This is a genomic window from Flavobacterium yafengii, assembly GCF_030010375.1.
Classification (GTDB): Bacteria; Bacteroidota; Bacteroidia; order Flavobacteriales; family Flavobacteriaceae; genus Flavobacterium; species Flavobacterium yafengii.
Genome location: NZ_JASCRY010000004.1, coordinates 263,706 through 280,909, shown reverse-complemented (window position 1 = coordinate 280,909; position 17,204 = coordinate 263,706). Strand labels below are relative to the sequence as shown.

At 35.1% G+C, this 17,204-nt stretch carries 20 protein-coding genes; 16 read left to right on the top strand and 4 right to left on the bottom strand.

All coding sequences use genetic code 11. From position 1 onward, the window contains the following. Positions 1–152 precede the first annotated feature (152 nt). Positions 153–941, top strand: a complete 789-nt coding sequence (locus tag QLS97_RS14255) for a rhomboid family intramembrane serine protease (RefSeq protein WP_282717562.1) — start codon at positions 153–155, stop codon at positions 939–941. Positions 942–1,002: 61 nt separating this feature from the next. Here the strand turns inward: QLS97_RS14255 and rlmB are convergent, their stop codons facing one another. The 4 genes from rlmB to QLS97_RS14235 all read right to left on the bottom strand — a co-directional run bounded on the left by rlmB (position 1,003) and on the right by QLS97_RS14235 (position 8,238). Then, the gene (gene rlmB / locus QLS97_RS14250; RefSeq protein ID WP_035668140.1) at positions 1,003–1,737 is read right to left on the bottom strand and encodes a 23S rRNA (guanosine(2251)-2'-O)-methyltransferase RlmB; all 735 of its coding nucleotides are present in this window, start codon (positions 1,735–1,737) and stop codon (positions 1,003–1,005) included. A gap of 69 nt (positions 1,738–1,806) precedes the next feature. Beyond that, complete coding sequence (locus QLS97_RS14245; protein ID WP_282717560.1) at positions 1,807–3,258, bottom strand: SusD/RagB family nutrient-binding outer membrane lipoprotein; 1,452 nt, start codon at positions 3,256–3,258, stop codon at positions 1,807–1,809. A gap of 3 nt (positions 3,259–3,261) precedes the next feature. Next, complete coding sequence (locus QLS97_RS14240; RefSeq protein WP_282717558.1) at positions 3,262–6,519, bottom strand: SusC/RagA family TonB-linked outer membrane protein; 3,258 nt, start codon at positions 6,517–6,519, stop codon at positions 3,262–3,264. A gap of 84 nt (positions 6,520–6,603) precedes the next feature. Next, entirely contained in the window at positions 6,604–8,238 is a 1,635-nt protein-coding gene (locus tag QLS97_RS14235; RefSeq protein ID WP_282717556.1) for a BamA/TamA family outer membrane protein, read from the bottom strand. A gap of 253 nt (positions 8,239–8,491) precedes the next feature. Between QLS97_RS14235 and rpsL the strand changes: the two genes are divergently transcribed. The 15 genes from rpsL to rplN all read left to right on the top strand — a co-directional run bounded on the left by rpsL (position 8,492) and on the right by rplN (position 17,204). Further along, a complete protein-coding gene (rpsL, locus tag QLS97_RS14230) occupies positions 8,492–8,875 on the top strand; it encodes a 30S ribosomal protein S12 (protein WP_007136570.1) in 384 nt (127 codons plus the stop codon). Between the two features lie 72 nt (positions 8,876–8,947). Beyond that, entirely contained in the window at positions 8,948–9,424 is a 477-nt protein-coding gene (gene rpsG, locus QLS97_RS14225; protein WP_035668130.1) for a 30S ribosomal protein S7, read from the top strand. A gap of 10 nt (positions 9,425–9,434) precedes the next feature. Further along, the gene (gene fusA, locus QLS97_RS14220) at positions 9,435–11,591 is read left to right on the top strand and encodes an elongation factor G (RefSeq protein WP_282717554.1); all 2,157 of its coding nucleotides are present in this window, start codon (positions 9,435–9,437) and stop codon (positions 11,589–11,591) included. A gap of 11 nt (positions 11,592–11,602) precedes the next feature. Beyond that, positions 11,603–11,908 carry a 30S ribosomal protein S10 gene (gene rpsJ, locus QLS97_RS14215; protein WP_011963470.1) on the top strand — a complete coding sequence of 102 codons (306 nt, stop codon included), beginning with the start codon at positions 11,603–11,605 and terminating at the stop codon, positions 11,906–11,908. A gap of 155 nt (positions 11,909–12,063) precedes the next feature. Beyond that, positions 12,064–12,681 (top strand): 50S ribosomal protein L3, encoded by a 618-nt coding sequence (rplC, locus tag QLS97_RS14210; RefSeq protein WP_282717552.1) that lies wholly within the window; start codon positions 12,064–12,066, stop codon positions 12,679–12,681. Continuing rightward, positions 12,681–13,310: a 50S ribosomal protein L4 gene (gene rplD / locus QLS97_RS14205; RefSeq protein ID WP_091173690.1), complete on the top strand. Its 630-nt coding sequence runs from the start codon at positions 12,681–12,683 to the stop codon at positions 13,308–13,310. Before rplC ends, rplD begins: the two co-directional genes overlap by 1 nt. Before the next feature lie 6 nt (positions 13,311–13,316). After that, positions 13,317–13,607 (top strand): 50S ribosomal protein L23, encoded by a 291-nt coding sequence (gene rplW / locus QLS97_RS14200; RefSeq protein ID WP_035668124.1) that lies wholly within the window; start codon positions 13,317–13,319, stop codon positions 13,605–13,607. A 6-nt stretch (positions 13,608–13,613) separates the two neighbouring features. Further along, entirely contained in the window at positions 13,614–14,438 is an 825-nt protein-coding gene (gene rplB / locus QLS97_RS14195) for a 50S ribosomal protein L2 (RefSeq protein ID WP_035668122.1), read from the top strand. 6 nt (positions 14,439–14,444) lie between these two features. Next, the gene (gene rpsS, locus QLS97_RS14190; protein WP_007136562.1) at positions 14,445–14,723 is read left to right on the top strand and encodes a 30S ribosomal protein S19; all 279 of its coding nucleotides are present in this window, start codon (positions 14,445–14,447) and stop codon (positions 14,721–14,723) included. Between the two features lie 6 nt (positions 14,724–14,729). Then, entirely contained in the window at positions 14,730–15,140 is a 411-nt protein-coding gene (gene rplV / locus QLS97_RS14185) for a 50S ribosomal protein L22 (RefSeq protein ID WP_007136561.1), read from the top strand. A 6-nt stretch (positions 15,141–15,146) separates the two neighbouring features. Next, positions 15,147–15,905, top strand: coding sequence for a 30S ribosomal protein S3 (gene rpsC / locus QLS97_RS14180; protein ID WP_282717549.1), 759 nt, complete (start codon positions 15,147–15,149; stop codon positions 15,903–15,905). A 19-nt stretch (positions 15,906–15,924) separates the two neighbouring features. Further along, positions 15,925–16,350 (top strand): 50S ribosomal protein L16, encoded by a 426-nt coding sequence (gene rplP / locus QLS97_RS14175; RefSeq protein ID WP_007803637.1) that lies wholly within the window; start codon positions 15,925–15,927, stop codon positions 16,348–16,350. Between the two features lie 13 nt (positions 16,351–16,363). Continuing rightward, positions 16,364–16,555 carry a 50S ribosomal protein L29 gene (rpmC, locus tag QLS97_RS14170; protein WP_035668115.1) on the top strand — a complete coding sequence of 64 codons (192 nt, stop codon included), beginning with the start codon at positions 16,364–16,366 and terminating at the stop codon, positions 16,553–16,555. Positions 16,556–16,572: 17 nt separating this feature from the next. Continuing rightward, positions 16,573–16,833, top strand: coding sequence for a 30S ribosomal protein S17 (gene rpsQ / locus QLS97_RS14165; protein WP_131917004.1), 261 nt, complete (start codon positions 16,573–16,575; stop codon positions 16,831–16,833). 2 nt (positions 16,834–16,835) lie between these two features. Beyond that, positions 16,836–17,204, top strand: a complete 369-nt coding sequence (gene rplN / locus QLS97_RS14160; RefSeq protein WP_026717863.1) for a 50S ribosomal protein L14 — start codon at positions 16,836–16,838, stop codon at positions 17,202–17,204.

Below are 17,204 nucleotides of genomic sequence, written 5' to 3'. Positions count from 1 at the left end.
TGAAAAAACGAGATATAAAAGGATGCCGTTTCCATCTGGGCTAGGGAGTAGCATTAAAAAATGGTTTTCAGTTTAAATATGACAAAATAGCATTAAATTGCTTTTGGAGAAGTTTTTGAATTATAACAAGAGCATAAAACTTTATAAGATTAATGGAAAAGCATTTTAAATTTACCAATTCAGTTATTGGGTTGCCACTTTTTTTTGTGGTATTCCTGTGGTTTGTTTTTTGGCTCGAAATCCGATTTGATTTTGATTTTGTGCAAAACGGTATTTACCCTAGAACTTTTTCAGGTTTACAAGGTGTTTTGTTTAGTCCATTCATTCATGCTGATATGGAACATCTTTATAATAATTCGATTCCCTTGCTAATTTTATTGGCAGCTTTGCAATTTTTTTATGCGGATCAATCCATAAAAGTTATTGGATACGGAATTTTAATATCGGGATTTATTACTTGGGTTATTGGCAGAGAAAATTATCACATAGGGGCAAGCGGGTTAATTTATGTCCTCTTTAGTTTTGTTTTTTTTAAAGGTATACAAACGAAATATAATCGATTGGTAGCTTTGTCTCTTGCCGTAATAGTTGTGTATGGTGGATTGGTTTGGTATGTTTTTCCTAGCCCTGAGATAACGGGAAATAAATCCATTTCATGGGAAGGTCATTTGGGGGGATTACTTACTGGATTCTTTCTTTCGTTAGTTTATAAAACTCCTGAGTATAAAAAGGTCATTAAGTATGATTGGGAGCACCCAGATTTTGATGCTTCAGAAGATAAATTTATGCAACGTTTCGATGCCAATGGAAATTTTGTAAATATTCCAAAAATTGAAGAAAACGAAGAGCAGCAGGAATTCTCAACGTATTATACTTCCAATTATCCTGTCGGTTATGAGATTGTCTCAAATGAAAAAAATGAATCAAAACCGGAGTCTTGATTCATTTTTCAGTAAAGAGTTTAGAGGTGTAAGATTCTAAAAATCTAAGAAGTCTAACAATCTAAGATCGTTGTCTTACCGCTTCGTATAAAAAAGCACCACAAGCCACTGATACATTCAATGAGCCAATGGTTCCAAACATTGGAAGTTTAGCCTTCTCATCAACAATTTTAAGTACTGATGGGTTTACCCCTCGATCTTCAGATCCCATTATGATTGCTACGGGCTCGTTTAAAGAAATGTCATAAATATTTTGATCTGTTTTCTCGGTAGCTGCTACAGTTTTGATGCCACTGGCTTGCAAAAGAAATATAGCATCCTTAATGTGCTCTACTTTACAAATTGGAATGTTGAAAACTGCTCCAGCTGATGTTTTTACTGTGTCGCCATTAACAGGAGCTGATCCTGCTTTTTGAACAATGATACCATTTACTCCGGTACATTCAGCAGTTCTGATGATAGCACCAAAATTACGCGCATCAGATATTTGATCTAATATTAAAAATAATGGTTTTTTACCATTTTCGATTACTGATTCTATCAAAGATTCTAAGTCAAAAAAGGAAATAGGAGAGATTGTAGCTACGGCGCCTTGATGATTATTAGGTGTCAATCTATTTAACTTCTCAACAGGAACATAAGAGAAGTTAATATTACCGCGCTTCATTACTTTCATTAAGTCTTTCATCAGTTCGCTGCTCGCTTCCTTTTGAATATAGACTTTATCTACAGTTGCACCCGCTTGTATAGCTTCAATTATCGCTCTAATCCCAAATATTTGATGTTCTTTTTCCATGGTGCAAAGATATAAAAAAAAACCACCCCAAAAAATGGGATGGTTTTTAATAATAGAATTAAGTGATAATTAGAATTTATCCCAGAATACTTTTGTTGTTAATAAATCTCCACCACTAATAAGTGCAGATGCAGCAGTAACATTTGTGGCGTTAACTGTTTGCTCTCCAGCAGGGTAAGTGTATCTTGTAGGGACTTTAGTGATGTCGTTGTATGTTGAAGCTGGTGCAACTAAAACTGGGAAGTCTAATCTTCTCCAAGAAATCCATGCTTCAAAACCTCTATTGTACAAACCTATCCAAGCTTGTTCGCCTATACTTTTTTTCCAGTTTGTAGCATTATAGACTACGCTTGGTTGTGCTAAATATGTTGCGATATCTGTAGCATCTACTACACCCCAGCGTTGCATTGATGCAGTAATAGCAGTATTGTAATGTAGAATAGCAGTACCTCCAACAGCTACTCCTCTTGCAGCTGCCTCAGCTAACAAGAATTCTGTCTCTACGAAATCAAATATTGTGCCTGGAAAAGTTGGTTCAACTATAGTTTCATTAATATGAGAAAAATTTGTATAACTGTTAGATGATCCGTAGATACCTCCAATATAGTTAGTAGTTCCTGGAGCAAATGTAAAGTATTTAGCTCTTCTTGGATCTGTAAGTGTGTTTAGTTTGTTTACAAACGTATCAGCAATAACAAAATCGTTTCTACCACTAGCTACAATATCAACATACAATGGATTTGCATTTGGTTCAGCTCCTAAATATACTAGGTTAGCATCGTCAGAGTTGCTAGACATTACACCTGCGCTAACAGCGGCACTAATTTGTGTAGTAGCATAAGCAGCATCTACATCATGCATATTTACTGCAAGTCTTAATCTAAGAGAGTTTGCAAATTTTTTCCATTTTGCAGTATTTCCAGCATAAATTAGGTCAGCAGATCCAAAACTTCCAGCAGAAGCATTCAAAGATGTTGAAGCTACAGTTAATTTGCTGATAAGATCTTTATAGATTGTTTGGGCATCATCATATTTTGGTAAAGGGTTACCTTCAATATCCAAAGCCTCAGAGTAAGGAACATCTCCAAAAGTATCAACTAATACACTGAAAGTATATGCAGACATTATATCAACAATAGCTTTTTTATTGTTTAAGATTGCTGTTTCATCAGTACCTGCTACAACTTGTTTATCTAATGCTGTTTTAGATTCTTTCAAATCTCTTAATACATCTCTGTAAAGAGTTGTAAAATGAGTGTCAGGAATAGGTCTAGTTGTTAAGTTATATTGACTTTCATCTGGATACGTTGTTTCTGCCCAGTATTGAGTAAACAATCTGAAAACATTCCTGTTTACAGACGCATTAACCATCTGATCAACTAAAGTTTTTTGAGCATTTGTAAACAAATACTCTGGCTTTGTGGTAGTTGGGTTTTTTGTATCTGCATTTAATCCTGTAATATCATCAGAACATGATACTGATAGGGTTATAAATGAGATTAATAAAAGTATCTTTTTCATAATTTAAAATTTAAATGTTACGTTACAACCAATATTTCTAGTTGATGGCAATGAACCTATTGAGTATCCTGCTGAATTAGAATTAGCACTTAGTCCACTTTCTGGATCAGCATAAGGAAGGTTTTTGTCGATTATCCATAAATTTGAGCCTACGATACTGAATTTCATATCAGTAAGTTTTAATTTTGAAACGATTGTAGTTGGTAAAGAATAAGTAATGCTTACTTCTCTTAATTTTATAAAAGAAGCGTCATATACAAAAGCTTTGTTTGGTGCTCTTCTGTATCCAGATACGTTTCCGTATTGGTCTGGTGAAGGAGTTCTTACAGTGTTTGCAGAACCATCTGCTTGTACACCAGGAAGGATAACACCACCACCATTTGCGATAGTATTTCTTATAGGATTTCCTAGTTCGTTATTACCTGCAGTTATATCATATAGACCAGTAGCTAAACCGTATGCTTGGTCAAGAGAAAAGATATCTCCTCCTTTTTTCATGTCAATTAAAAAGCCAAATGATAAGTTTTTGTATGTAAATTTATTACGTACTCCACCTAACCAGTCAGGATTAACGTCTCCAATAACATTGTTTGCTGAAGCATTGACAACATATCTTCCGTTTGCTCCAACTACTTTTTCACCATTCAAATAAGTGAAATCAGTACCCCTAAGTACACCATAAGCTTCACCTACAGCAGCGTTAAGAGTTACCCCTTGTCCAAAAGAACTTAATCTAAGGTTATCGATACCATCAATTAATTTGGTAACTTTATTTTTATTGGTTGACCAGTTTACGAAAATATCCCATGCAAAATCTTTTGTTTTTATAGGAGTAGCGTTAAATTGTACTTCAATACCTCTGTTTTCTACAGTTGCTGCATTAATGAATCTTGCGCTGTTACCTGTCGCTGTAGAATAAGGAACTGAAATTGCTTCTCCTTGATTTACATTTTTGTAAGCACTTACTTCAAAACCAACTCTTCTGTTTAAAAATTGCATTTCTAAACCAATTTCTTGGGTGTTAGTTTTTACAGCTTTCAAATCTGGATTATTTTTGGTTGACGCAACAGAATATTGTTGGTTAGTTCCAAATGGATCATTCTTGATATAGGTATCAATTAAAGATTGATTTGGTGTTCCAAGTGGACTTTCAGAATATCCGGCTCTTATTTTACCAAAACTTAACCACGGTTTGTTGATGTGATTTGTGAAAACATAAGATCCAGAAGCTGAATAAGTGTTGATTGCATTTTCATCTTGTGGTAAGCTAGAAAAAGCGTCTCTTCTTATAGTTCCATCTAAGAATAAAAAGTCTTTATATCCAAAAGATGCGGAAGCATAATAACTGTTAACTCCTTGGTTTACTTCTGATTCAATTGGGAAAGGTACTCCTGCAACTGAATTTGATAAACTAAAAAGGTCTGGTACAATAAGTCCTCCTTGAGTTGAGTTTAAAGTAGAAATAATTCTAGTTCTTACAGCTGTTCCTCCGGCTACTCCATTAAAACTAATGTTTTCTGAGATGTCTTTTTTGAAGGTTAAGATGAAATCATAATTTTGTTCAGAGAAAGTTCTGTTATATTTTTGGTATCCTGAAGTTTCTGCTAACCTGTTAATTCCAAAGTCTCCAGCAATAGAACCAAATGCTCTTCTTTCTTCACGTAATTCGCTGTAAGAATCTGTAGATATTTTACCTGAGACTGTTAACCAGTCTGTCAGTTTGTAATCTAATCTACCATAACCTAAGAATCTATTTCTTTCATCAGATTGAAAGTTTTTATTCCTGATAAAGTATGGATTGTCCCAGTAAATTTGAGTTAAGTCTGAAGGATCTGAGTAATTCCAGTTGATGTTTTGCCCGCCTGATCTTTCATAAACTTGTTTCAATTCTTGAACATCAACGTTAGTTTGCCACCATTGACGGAACATAGACATAATGTTTTCATTATATCCAGTTGAGTTTCTACCTACTGTAGATTGCGTGCTAAAATTCGCAAATACACTAGTAGATAATTTATCTGAAAATTGATGATTTATTTTTGCGCTCATGTTATTCTTCTTCATGTCACTATTTGGTAAAATACCAGTTTGTTTAGAATTTGTGAAATTCAAAACAAAATTTGTAGTGTCATTACCGTCTTCTAATGATATAGAGTTGTTAAAAGAAGTAGCTGTGTCGAAAAATGTAGTAGGGTCGTTTTTAGCGGCTACCCAAGGAGTCGCTTTTTGATAGCTATCAGACCACGGTGTGAAAGCATTCCAGTTGTAAACCAGTAAGTTAGGATCAAATGCAGCTCCATAAGAAGCATCTTCAGAAGTTGGTACAACTAAATCTTCAACACCATCTCCATCAATATCTCTTGATAAAAAGTATCCTGATGCGTCTTCGTAATATGGGCCATAACCTGCTCCATATTTATTTTGATACTTAACAAATGTAGATTTGTCTATAGTTCCAGCAACAAATTCACTAGAGATAGTAATTCCTAATCCTTTTTTAGATTTTCCTTTTTTAGTGGTAATCATTACAACGCCATTTCCACCTAAATAACCATATAAAGCTGATGCCGCTGCTCCTTTAAGGATGTTTACACTTTCAATGTCATCAGGGTTGATGTCCATAGCTGCATTACCATAATCGTATGTATTACCTGCTCCTGTATTTTGACTTGCAGTGTTAGAGTTGATGTTGGAGTTGTTGATAGGCATTCCGTCAATAACAATAAGCATTTCATTGTTTCCACTTAAACTTTTGACACCTCTAGATACAATACTTGATGAACCACCAAAGTTATTGTTTCTTTTAATGTTAACACCAGCTACTTTACCAGAAAGTTCGTTGATGAAGTTTCCACTACCAGCACCAGAATTTAAGTCTTCTGCTTTTACTTCTTGAGTAGCGTAACCAAGAGATTTTTTTTCTCTTTTAATTCCCAAAGCTGTTACTACAACACCTTCAAGTTCTAATGCACTACTTGCTAATTTTACATTCACAGTAGATGAACTAGCTGTAACTTCTTGAGTTTTCATCCCAATGTAGCTAAATATCAAGACTTGGCTTGGAGATGCTTTGATAGAGTATTTTCCATCAAAATCAGTTTGTGTTCCAGAATTTGTTCCCTTTACTAATACACTCACGCCTGGTATAGGCAATCCTGCATTATCAGAAACAACACCTGAAACAGATCTTTCTTGCGCAAAAGTTAGTTGCGTCATAAGTACTACTAGTAGTACTAAGATTCCATTGAACTTTAGTTTCATTTTTTAATATTTTGAATTAGTCTCGCAAAAATCTTAATAATTTGTTAACTTTCCTAATTAATGAAACTCTATTTTTTAGTGTAATTAAAATTTAACATTATAACAGATGTGGATGATAGTGTTATAAATTTCAATTTGTTGGTTTTGGCTGCTACCATTTGCTAGGGCAAATTTTAATAAGCCATTTTTTGTTTGTAGTCCAAATCCAAGCCCGATTCCTAGAAGTTTTTCGGTCTTGTCCGTTTGTTGTGTGTCTGATTTGTTCTTGTAAATGCAATAATCTAGTATTGAATGGACGTAGAGATTTGAAGATAGTATGTGTCTGTATTCTGTAAGAATTGAGGTTGTGAAATAAGCTTGTAAGCTATTTTCTGTAAATCCTCTTATGCTGTTTAATCCTCCAAAACGGAAAAGTTCATTTACGATATACCTGTTACTTTGTAAATAATAATTCTGACTATTTATATTTATTGTATTCTTTTTATTTAAGTTAAAGTTGTGTGAGGCTTGAATATTTAAAAAAAACTGATTGCTTTTCGTTGTGTTTTCTAATTGATTGTTGATTTCTCGTTTTCCGGTTCCGGCAGTTATTGAGAAAAATGATTTTATTGGAAAAGTGTAATTAGCTAAGTCTAGTTTTGTGTAATTAAAACTGGATGTTAAAAAAGAATTGCTAAAATCGCTTATTGAAGTGTTGCTTGAATTTTGAATATCACTTGACTCTGTAGTTTGAAATCCTAAATAAAAGCGTTTGTTGTAATTTGAAAAGTAGCTTAAGTCTATTGCTGTTTTTGTGTTTTGAAAAGTGCTGTCTTGTCTGAATAATTGAATTTGTGCTTTTAATCCTATTGGTGTCTTGAGTAAATATGGAAGTTCAATGCTGGCATTAAATGTTTTTTGATCGTTTCCGTCACTTTTCCAGTAAACTGATAATTGTTCTCCAGAGCCTAAAATATTTTCTAGCTTTATGTCTAAGTAGCCATTTAGGGTTATTTTTTTATTTTCATTGTTTGAAAATCCAATAAATCCGTCAAAAGTATTGGATTTTTTTTTCTCAAGATACACATAAACTTTTGTTGTGTCTTTAGTGAATAAAATTTCTGGATATTTTACTTGGCTAATAAATCCAAATTTTTCAAAATCATTGTAAATTTCAGCAACTATTTTTTGATTAAAAATGCTGTTTTTGTATTTTCTGTTGATTTGTGCTAAATGCCCACTAGGAAATTTATTTGATCGGTTGTTTTCTGTGTAATTTATTGTGATGGAGTTTAGTGTTCTTTTCTCGTCTGATTCTAGTTTTAAATCAGCGTAAATTTCAGTATCGACTCTTTTGATATTTATCAGTTTTAGTTTTGCTAATGCAAATCCATTTTGTTCTAATTTTTGAACGGCTTGTTTTAGAAAAGAATCAATTTCTTTGTAAGGTAATACTAAAATGTCCTTTTTTGTATCTTGGTCTGCTGGGTTGTTAAATAGATTATTTGTACCTATATATATATGGATTGATTTTATTTTTTTCCCTAATGCAAAATTCGCTACATAACTTGAGTCCTTTTCAGTGAATTCGAGGTTGGAGTTGTCTATATAGCCTATTTCTGATAATTTTCCTGAAATTCGGTTTATCTCTTCACTTATTGATTTTATGTTTTTGTGTATTGTATTGTATTGTAGGGAGTCTATAGTTTTTGTTTCTAATGAATTACTTCCTGTTATCAATAATCGAAAATTCTGCGCAGAACAGTTAAGGCAAAAATTCAGAAAGAATAGTAAAATAAAAGTGGATTTCAAATGAGTATGTGTTTTTAATAAAAGTAACGCAAATATCTAATGTTTGTGATGAAAATCAAATGATAAAATAATCTTATTGAAAATTAATAGATTAACGTTTGTAGAGTAAAAAATATTTTCTACATTTGCAACCCCGTAAAAAGCGGGAATTTAATATAATAAGAAATTTTTAGTATTAATTATGCCAACAATTCAACAATTAGTAAGAACAGGAAGAACTCAGATAACTAAGAAGAGTAAATCGGTTGCTTTAGATTCTTGTCCTCAAAGAAGAGGGGTTTGTACGCGTGTTTACACTACAACACCAAAAAAACCAAACTCTGCAATGCGTAAAGTAGCGCGTGTACGTTTGACAAATGGTAATGAAGTGAATGCTTACATCCCTGGTGAAGGACACAATTTACAAGAGCACTCGATAGTATTAGTTAGGGGTGGAAGGGTAAAAGATTTACCAGGAGTTAGATATCACATCGTTCGTGGTGCGCTTGATACGTCAGGAGTAGCAGGAAGAACGCAAAGAAGATCTAAGTACGGAGCAAAACGCCCAAAAGAAGCAAAAAAGTAATTTAAAACGTTGCTCTTGTAGGTTGTGATTATTCGCAACGAAGCAAGTGTGGCATTTTATTAAAAAAAAGACATGAGAAAAAGAGCGGCAAAGAAGAGACCACTTTTACCAGATCCAAGGTTTAATGATCAACTGGTAACACGTTTTGTGAACAACTTAATGTGGGATGGAAAAAAATCGACAGCGTTTAAAGTATTTTATGATGCAATTGACATCATTGAGTCTAAAAAACAAGATGCAGAGAAACCATCATTAGAAATTTGGAAAGATGCGTTAACCAATGTTATGCCTCACGTAGAAGTACGTAGTCGTAGAGTAGGTGGAGCTACATTTCAAATTCCAATGCAAATTCGTCCAGATAGAAAAATTTCTATGGCAATGAAGTGGTTGATACTTTATTCTAGAAGAAGAAATGAAAAATCTATGGCTCAAAGGTTGGCTTCAGAATGTTTAGCTGCGGCTAAAGAAGAAGGAGCTGCTGTTAAAAAGAGAATGGATACTCACAAGATGGCAGAAGCTAATAAAGCATTCTCTCACTTTAGATTTTAATTCTTAAGAAATGGCTAGAGAACTTAAATATACAAGAAACATAGGAATTGCTGCTCACATTGATGCTGGTAAAACAACAACAACGGAGCGTATATTATTCTATACTGGAAAATCACATAAAATCGGTGAAGTACACGATGGTGCTGCAACAATGGACTGGATGGCGCAAGAGCAAGAAAGAGGTATTACAATTACTTCTGCTGCTACAACTTGTGAATGGAATTTTCCAACTACTCAGGGTAAAGTTTTACCTGAAACATTACCTTATCACTTTAATATTATCGATACACCGGGACACGTTGACTTTACAGTTGAAGTAAACCGTTCTTTACGTGTGCTTGATGGTTTGGTTTTCTTGTTTAGTGCTGTTGATGGTGTTGAGCCACAATCAGAAACTAACTGGAGATTAGCAGATCAATACAGAGTACCACGTATTGGTTTCGTTAATAAAATGGATAGACAAGGTTCTAACTTTTTGATGGTTTGTCAACAAGTAAGAGATATGTTAAAATCAAATGCAGTTGCGATCACTTTGCCGATTGGTGAAGAAAATGATTTCAAAGGTGTTGTGGATTTAGTAAGAAACCAGGCTATTGTTTGGGATGAAGAAGGTTTGGGAGCAACTTACGAGATTGTGCCTATTCCAGAAGATATGCTTGACGAGGTTAAAGAATACAGATCGATTCTTATTGAGGCAGTTGCTGATTATGATGAGACTTTGCTTGAAAAATTCATGGAAGACGAAAACTCTATTACAGAGGAAGAAATCAACATTGCATTAAGAGCAGCTGTAATGGATATGGCCATCATTCCTATGATTGCGGGTTCTTCTTTTAAAAACAAAGGAGTTCAATTCATGTTAGATGCGGTATGTAAATATTTGCCGTCTCCAATGGATAAAGAAGGTATCGAAGGGATTCATCCTGATGATGCTGAATTATTAGAAGAAGATCAAACTAAAATATTGCGTAAGCCAGATGTTAAAGAGCCTTTTGCTGCTTTAGCGTTTAAAATTGCTACTGACCCATTCGTAGGTCGTTTAGCTTTCTTCCGTGCTTATTCAGGACGCTTGGATGCAGGTTCTTATGTTTTGAACACTCGTTCAGGAAACAAAGAAAGAATTTCTCGTATCTACCAAATGCATGCCAACAAGCAAAACCCAATCGATTATATCGAAGCAGGTGATATTGGAGCGGCGGTTGGATTTAAGGATATTAAAACTGGAGATACATTGTGTGATGAAAAACACCCAATCATTCTTGAGTCAATGAAATTCCCTGCGCCGGTAATTGGTATTGCTATTGAGCCTAAAACTAAGGCTGACGTAGATAAAATGGGTATGGCTTTGGCTAAATTAGCGGAAGAAGATCCTACATTTACTGTTAGAACTGATGAGGCTTCAGGTCAGACTATTATTTCCGGTATGGGTGAGCTTCACTTAGATATCTTGGTTGATAGAATGAAACGTGAGTTTAAAGTTGAAGTAAATCAAGGTGAGCCTCAAGTAGAATATAAAGAAGCTTTTACAAAATCTGCTCAACACAGAGAAACTTACAAGAAACAATCTGGTGGTCGTGGTAAATTCGGTGATATCGTATTTAGACTAGAGCCTGCTGATGAAGTTGATGGTAAAGCTCCTGTAGGATTGCAGTTTGTTAATGCTGTAAAAGGTGGTAACGTTCCTAAAGAATATATCCCATCTGTAGAAAAAGGTTTCAGAGAAGCTATGAAAACTGGTCCTTTAGCAGGATACCAAGTTGATAGTTTGAAAGTAACTTTGTTAGATGGATCTTTTCACCCTGTCGATTCTGATGCGCTTTCTTTTGAGTTAGCAGCTAGAATGGGATACAGAGAAGTGGCTAAAGCTGCTGGAGCTGTAATTCTTGAGCCAATCATGAAAATGGAGGTTATTACACCAGAAGAAAACATGGGGGATATCGTAGGTGATATCAACCGTCGTAGAGGTCAGGTGAATGATATGGGTGACAGAGCTGGTGCAAAAACTATCAAAGCCGATGTGCCATTATCAGAAATGTTTGGTTATGTAACAACGTTGAGAACTTTGTCTTCAGGTCGTGCAACATCAACAATGGAATTTTCACATTACGCTGAAACTCCTTCGAATATTTCGGAAGCAGTTATCAAAAAAGCAAAAGGAAACGCTTAATCTTTAAGAAAATGAGTCAAAAAATCAGAATAAAACTAAAATCTTACGATCACATGTTGGTAGACAAGTCTGCTGAAAAGATTGTAAAAACGGTTAAAAGTACAGGAGCAGTTGTTACAGGACCAATTCCATTACCAACTCACAAAAAACTTTTCACAGTATTACGTTCTCCACACGTTAACAAAAAAGCGAGAGAGCAATTTGAAGTAATGTCATACAAGAGATTAATTGACATTTACTCATCTTCATCAAAAACTATTGATGCCTTGATGAAACTTGAATTGCCTAGCGGTGTTGAAGTAGAGATCAAAGTTTAAATAGCTTACTAGTAAGAAAAGGACGCTGTTTTTAAGCGAAAATTATTTTTTTGGTTTGTGTGTAAATAAGTTATACATTTGCACCCACTAAAAAAATAGGATTCGGTTAAAAGCTGCGTTCTATATTTATATTTAATAATTAATAATTAATAATTATGTCTGGGTTAATTGGTAGAAAAATCGGCATGACTAGCATTTTCGACGAGAACGGGAAGAATATTCCTTGTACAGTAATCGAAGCTGGGCCATGTGTTGTTACCCAAGTCAGAACCAAAGGTGTTGACGGGTATGAAGCGTTGCAACTTGGTTTCGATGACAAAAACGAGAAACATTCCACAAAAGCGGCTTTGGGTCACTTTAAAAAAGCGGGAACTGTAGCTAAGAAAAAAGTCGTTGAATTCCAAGATTTCGCAACTGAACAAAAATTAGGAGATCTTATTGATGTTTCTATTTTTGCTGAAGGAGAATTTGTAGATGTGCAAGGTGTGTCTAAAGGTAAAGGTTTTCAAGGGGTTGTAAAACGTCACGGTTTTGGTGGTGTTGGTCAGGCAACTCACGGTCAACACAACCGTTTAAGAGCGCCGGGTTCTGTAGGAGCTTCTTCTTATCCATCTAGAGTATTCAAAGGAATGCGTATGGCTGGAAGAATGGGAGGAGACAATGTAAAAGTTCAAAACCTTAGAGTTTTAAAAGTAGTGGCTGATAAGAACCTACTTGTTATTAAAGGATGTGTTCCTGGTCATAACAACTCTTATGTAATCATTCAGAAGTAATGGAAGCAAAAGTATTAGATTTCAACGGAAAAGATACTGGAAGAAAAGTTCAACTTTCTGATTCAGTATTTGGTATAGAACCAAACAATCACGCAGTATACCTTGATGTTAAGCAATATCTTGCTAATCAAAGACAAGGAACGCACAAAGCTAAAGAAAGAGCTGAAGTTGCGGGAAGTACACGTAAGATTAAAAAACAAAAAGGAACTGGTACTGCTCGTGCGGGTAGTGCAAAGAATCCATTGTTTAAAGGTGGTGGAACAGTTTTCGGACCAAGACCAAGAAGTTATTCATTCAAATTGAATAAAAGCTTGAAGCGTTTGGCTAGAAAATCTGCTTTCTCAATTAAAGCAAAAGAGTCGAACATTATCGTTCTTGAAGACTTTAATTTTGAAACTCCAAACACTAAAAATTTCATCAACGTTTTGAAAGCTTTAGAGTTAGAGAATAAAAAATCCCTGTTTGTGTTGGGTGATGTAAATAAAAATGTATATTTGTCGTCACGCAATTTAAAAGGCTCTAGTGTAGTAAGTAGCTTAGAATTAAGTACTTACGCTATATTAAACGCTAATAATTTAGTGCTTTTAGAGAGTTCTTTGGAGATAATTGAAGAAAATTTAAGTAAATAATAGGATATGAGCATCATAATTAAGCCTATAGTAACGGAAAAAGTAACCAAAGAAAGTGAAGTTTTAAACCGCTTCGGATTCGTTGTTGATAAAAAAGCAAACAAAGTGCAAATTAAGAAAGCTGTTGAAGCTGCTTACGGAGTAACTATTTTGAGTGTTAACACGATGAACGTAAGGCCGGATAGAACTACTAAATACACTAAAAGTGGTTTAATCAGTGGAAAGACGAATGCAATTAAAAAAGCAATTGTTCAAGTACAAGAAGGAGAAACAATTGATTTTTACAACAATATCTAAGATAAAATGTCAGTAAGAAAATTAAAACCTATTACCCCAGGTCAGCGATTTAGAGTTGTGAATGGTTATGACGCCATTACAACTGATAAGCCGGAACGCTCTTTGATAGCGCCGATAAAAAACTCTGGTGGTAGAAATAGTCAAGGAAAGATGACCATGCGTTATACGGGTGGTGGTCACAAGCAGAGATATCGTATCATTGATTTTAAACGTACAAAAGAAGGAATTCCTGCGACGGTTAAATCAATTGAATATGATCCAAATCGTACTGCATTTATCGCTTTGTTAGCTTACGCTGATGGAGAGAAAACGTATGTTATTGCTCAAAACGGATTGAAAGTTGGTCAGAAATTAGTTTCTGGTCCGGAATCTCAACCTGAAATTGGTAATACTTTACCTTTAAGTAGAGTTCCACTTGGAACTGTAATTTCTTGTATCGAATTGAGACCAGGACAAGGAGCTGTAATTGCTCGTTCTGCTGGAACATTTGCTCAATTAATGGCAAGAGATGGAAAATATGCTACAATTAAAATGCCTTCTGGGGAAACAAGATTAATCTTGTTGACTTGTTCGGCTACAATTGGAGCGGTTTCTAATTCAGACCACCAATTAGTTGTATCTGGTAAAGCAGGTAGAACAAGATGGTTAGGAAGAAGACCTAGAACAAGACCTGTTGCAATGAACCCTGTCGATCACCCAATGGGTGGTGGTGAAGGACGTTCTTCTGGTGGACATCCACGTTCAAGAAATGGAATACCAGCTAAAGGTTATAGAACTCGTTCTAAGAAAAACCCGAGTAACAAGTATATCGTAGAACGTAGAAAGAAATAATAAGATATGGCACGTTCATTAAAAAAAGGACCTTTCGTTCATTATAAGTTAGACAAGAAAGTTCAAGAAAACATCGCAGGTGGAAATAAAGGAGTGGTTAAGACATGGTCTAGAGCTTCTATGATTACTCCAGACTTTGTTGGACAAACTATCGCAGTTCATAACGGTCGTCAATTTGTACCAGTTTACGTAACAGAAAACATGGTAGGTCACAAATTAGGAGAATTTTCACCAACTAGATCTTTTAGAGGTCATGCTGGAGCAAAAAATAAAGGTAAAAAATAAGAAGCAATGGGAGTTCGTAAAAGAGAAACAGCAGATGCGAGAAAAGAGGCTAATAAGTCTATTGCTTTCGCAAAATTGAATAACTGCCCTACTTCACCTAGAAAAATGCGCTTAGTAGCGGACTTGGTAAGAGGTCAGAAGGTAGAAAGAGCACTAAACATCTTAAGATTCAGTTCTAAAGAAGCTTCAAGAAAATTAGAAAAATTGGTTTTATCTGTAATTGCCAACTGGCAAGCAAAAAACCCTGATGCTAATATGGAAGAAGCAGGTTTATTTGTTAAAACGATTACAGTAGATGGTGGAATGATGTTGAAAAGACTTCGTCCAGCTCCACAAGGTCGTGCGCACAGAATAAGAAAACGTTCTAATCACGTAACAATCGTGCTTGGATCTATTAATAACACACAAGCAATTTAATACAAGATGGGACAAAAGACAAATCCAATTGGAAATAGACTTGGTATCATCAGAGGATGGGACTCAAACTGGTATGGTGGAAATGATTACGGTGATAAACTTGCCGAAGATCACAAAATCAGAAAGTATATCCATGCTCGTTTATCAAAAGCTAGTGTATCAAAAGTAATCATCGAGAGAACTTTGAAACTTGTAACCGTTACTATCACTACTGCCAGACCTGGTATTATTATCGGAAAAGGTGGACAAGAGGTAGACAAGTTAAAAGAAGAACTTAAGAAAATTACTGACAAAGAGGTTCAAATCAACATCTTTGAAATAAAAAGACCTGAACTTGACGCGTATCTAGTTGCTACAAGCATCTGTCGTCAAATCGAAAGCAGAATTTCTTACAGACGTGCAATCAAAATGGCTATTGCTGCTTCTATGCGTATGAACGCTGAAGGTATCAAAGTTTTGATTTCTGGTCGTTTGAATGGTGCAGAGATGGCACGTTCAGAAGGTTTCAAAGAAGGTAGAGTTCCTCTATCAACTTTCAGAGCTGATATTGATTATGCTTTGGCTGAAGCGCATACTACTTATGGTAGAATGGGTATCAAAGTGTGGATCATGAAAGGTGAAGTTTATGGAAAGAGAGATCTTTCTCCGCTTGCTGGAATGGACAAAAAACAATCTGGTGCTGGTGGTAAAGGTGGTGATTCTCCTAGAGGAGACAGAAAGCCTTTTAACAAAGGTGGAAAACCAGACGCTCGTAAACGAAAGTAAATTTTTAAACTAAAGAAAAATGTTACAGCCTAAAAGAACAAAATACCGTAAGGTACAAAAAGGTAAAATGAAAGGGAACTCTCAAAGAGGACATGAACTTTCTAATGGAATGTTTGGTATTAAATCTGTACATGAAGATGGAATGTTCTTAACCTCTCGTCAAATTGAAGCTGCACGTATTGCTGCAACTCGTTTTATGAAAAGAGAAGGACAATTATGGATCAAAATATTTCCAGACAAACCTATCACTAAGAAACCTCTTGAGGTACGTATGGGTAAAGGTAAAGGTGCAGTTGAGTATTGGGCTGCCGTTGTTAAACCCGGAAGAATTATGTTTGAAGTTGGAGGAGTACCTTTGTCAGTTGCAAAAGAGGCGTTACGTCTTGCAGCTCAAAAGCTTCCAGTAAAAACTAAATTCGTCGTTGCTAGAGATTTCGAAGCATAATTTATAATATATTATGAAACAATCAGAAATAAAAGATCTTTCTGCAGCGGAGTTGCAAGAAAAACTTAGCCAGACTAAGAAGGCATATGCCGACCTAAAAATGGCTCACGCTATTTCTCCAATTGAGAATCCACTTCAAATTAGAAGTGTAAGAAGAACAGTTGCAAGATTAGCCACGGAACTTACTAAAAGAGAGTTGCAATAATTGTAATCTGCTGAAAGATGGAAGAAAAAAGAAATTTAAGAAAAGAAAGAGTTGGTGTTGTTACTTCAGACAAGATGGATAAATCTATTGTTGTTGCTGAAGTGCGTAAAGTAAAACACCCATTATACGGTAAGTTCGTGTTGAAGACTAAAAAGTATCATGCACACGACGAAAATAACGACTGTAACATTGGAGATACTGTAAAGATTAGCGAAACTCGCCCTTTAAGTAAAACAAAATGTTGGAGATTAGTTGAAATCTTAGAAAGAGCTAAATAATTATGGTACAACAAGAATCAAGACTAAAAGTAGCAGATAACACGGGAGCAAAAGAAGTTTTAACTATCCGTGTTTTAGGAGGTACCAAAAGAAGGTATGCCTCTGTTGGAGACAAGATTGTAGTTTCTATTAAAGATACAGCACCTAACGGAAGCGTTAAAAAAGGAGCTGTTTCAACTGCAGTTGTTGTACGTACCAAAAAAGAAGTAAGAAGAGCCGATGGTTCATACATTAGATTTGATGACAACGCATGTGTGTTATTGAATGCTGCTGGTGAAATGAGAGGAACTCGTGTTTTTGGTCCGGTAGCAAGAGAACTTCGTGAAAAACAATTCATGAAAATTGTATCATTAGCACCAGAAGTGCTTTAA

Excerpts from the sequence above, each read along its gene's own strand:
- QLS97_RS14255 (WP_282717562.1), top strand. The coding sequence starts at position 153 with ATGGAAAAGCATTTTAAATTTACCAATTCAGTTATTGGGTTGCCACTT.
- rlmB (WP_035668140.1), bottom strand. The coding sequence starts at position 1,737 with ATGGAAAAAGAACATCAAATATTTGGGATTAGAGCGATAATTGAAGCT.
- QLS97_RS14245 (WP_282717560.1), bottom strand. The coding sequence starts at position 3,258 with ATGAAAAAGATACTTTTATTAATCTCATTTATAACCCTATCAGTATCA.
- QLS97_RS14240 (WP_282717558.1), bottom strand. The coding sequence starts at position 6,519 with ATGAAACTAAAGTTCAATGGAATCTTAGTACTACTAGTAGTACTTATG.
- rpsL (WP_007136570.1), top strand. The coding sequence starts at position 8,492 with ATGCCAACAATTCAACAATTAGTAAGAACAGGAAGAACTCAGATAACT.
- rpsG (WP_035668130.1), top strand. The coding sequence starts at position 8,948 with ATGAGAAAAAGAGCGGCAAAGAAGAGACCACTTTTACCAGATCCAAGG.
- fusA (WP_282717554.1), top strand. The coding sequence starts at position 9,435 with ATGGCTAGAGAACTTAAATATACAAGAAACATAGGAATTGCTGCTCAC.
- rpsJ (WP_011963470.1), top strand. The coding sequence starts at position 11,603 with ATGAGTCAAAAAATCAGAATAAAACTAAAATCTTACGATCACATGTTG.
- rplC (WP_282717552.1), top strand. The coding sequence starts at position 12,064 with ATGTCTGGGTTAATTGGTAGAAAAATCGGCATGACTAGCATTTTCGAC.
- rplD (WP_091173690.1), top strand. The coding sequence starts at position 12,681 with ATGGAAGCAAAAGTATTAGATTTCAACGGAAAAGATACTGGAAGAAAA.
- rplW (WP_035668124.1), top strand. The coding sequence starts at position 13,317 with ATGAGCATCATAATTAAGCCTATAGTAACGGAAAAAGTAACCAAAGAA.
- rplB (WP_035668122.1), top strand. The coding sequence starts at position 13,614 with ATGTCAGTAAGAAAATTAAAACCTATTACCCCAGGTCAGCGATTTAGA.
- rpsS (WP_007136562.1), top strand. The coding sequence starts at position 14,445 with ATGGCACGTTCATTAAAAAAAGGACCTTTCGTTCATTATAAGTTAGAC.
- rplV (WP_007136561.1), top strand. The coding sequence starts at position 14,730 with ATGGGAGTTCGTAAAAGAGAAACAGCAGATGCGAGAAAAGAGGCTAAT.
- rpsC (WP_282717549.1), top strand. The coding sequence starts at position 15,147 with ATGGGACAAAAGACAAATCCAATTGGAAATAGACTTGGTATCATCAGA.
- rplP (WP_007803637.1), top strand. The coding sequence starts at position 15,925 with ATGTTACAGCCTAAAAGAACAAAATACCGTAAGGTACAAAAAGGTAAA.
- rpmC (WP_035668115.1), top strand. The coding sequence starts at position 16,364 with ATGAAACAATCAGAAATAAAAGATCTTTCTGCAGCGGAGTTGCAAGAA.
- rpsQ (WP_131917004.1), top strand. The coding sequence starts at position 16,573 with ATGGAAGAAAAAAGAAATTTAAGAAAAGAAAGAGTTGGTGTTGTTACT.
- rplN (WP_026717863.1), top strand. The coding sequence starts at position 16,836 with ATGGTACAACAAGAATCAAGACTAAAAGTAGCAGATAACACGGGAGCA.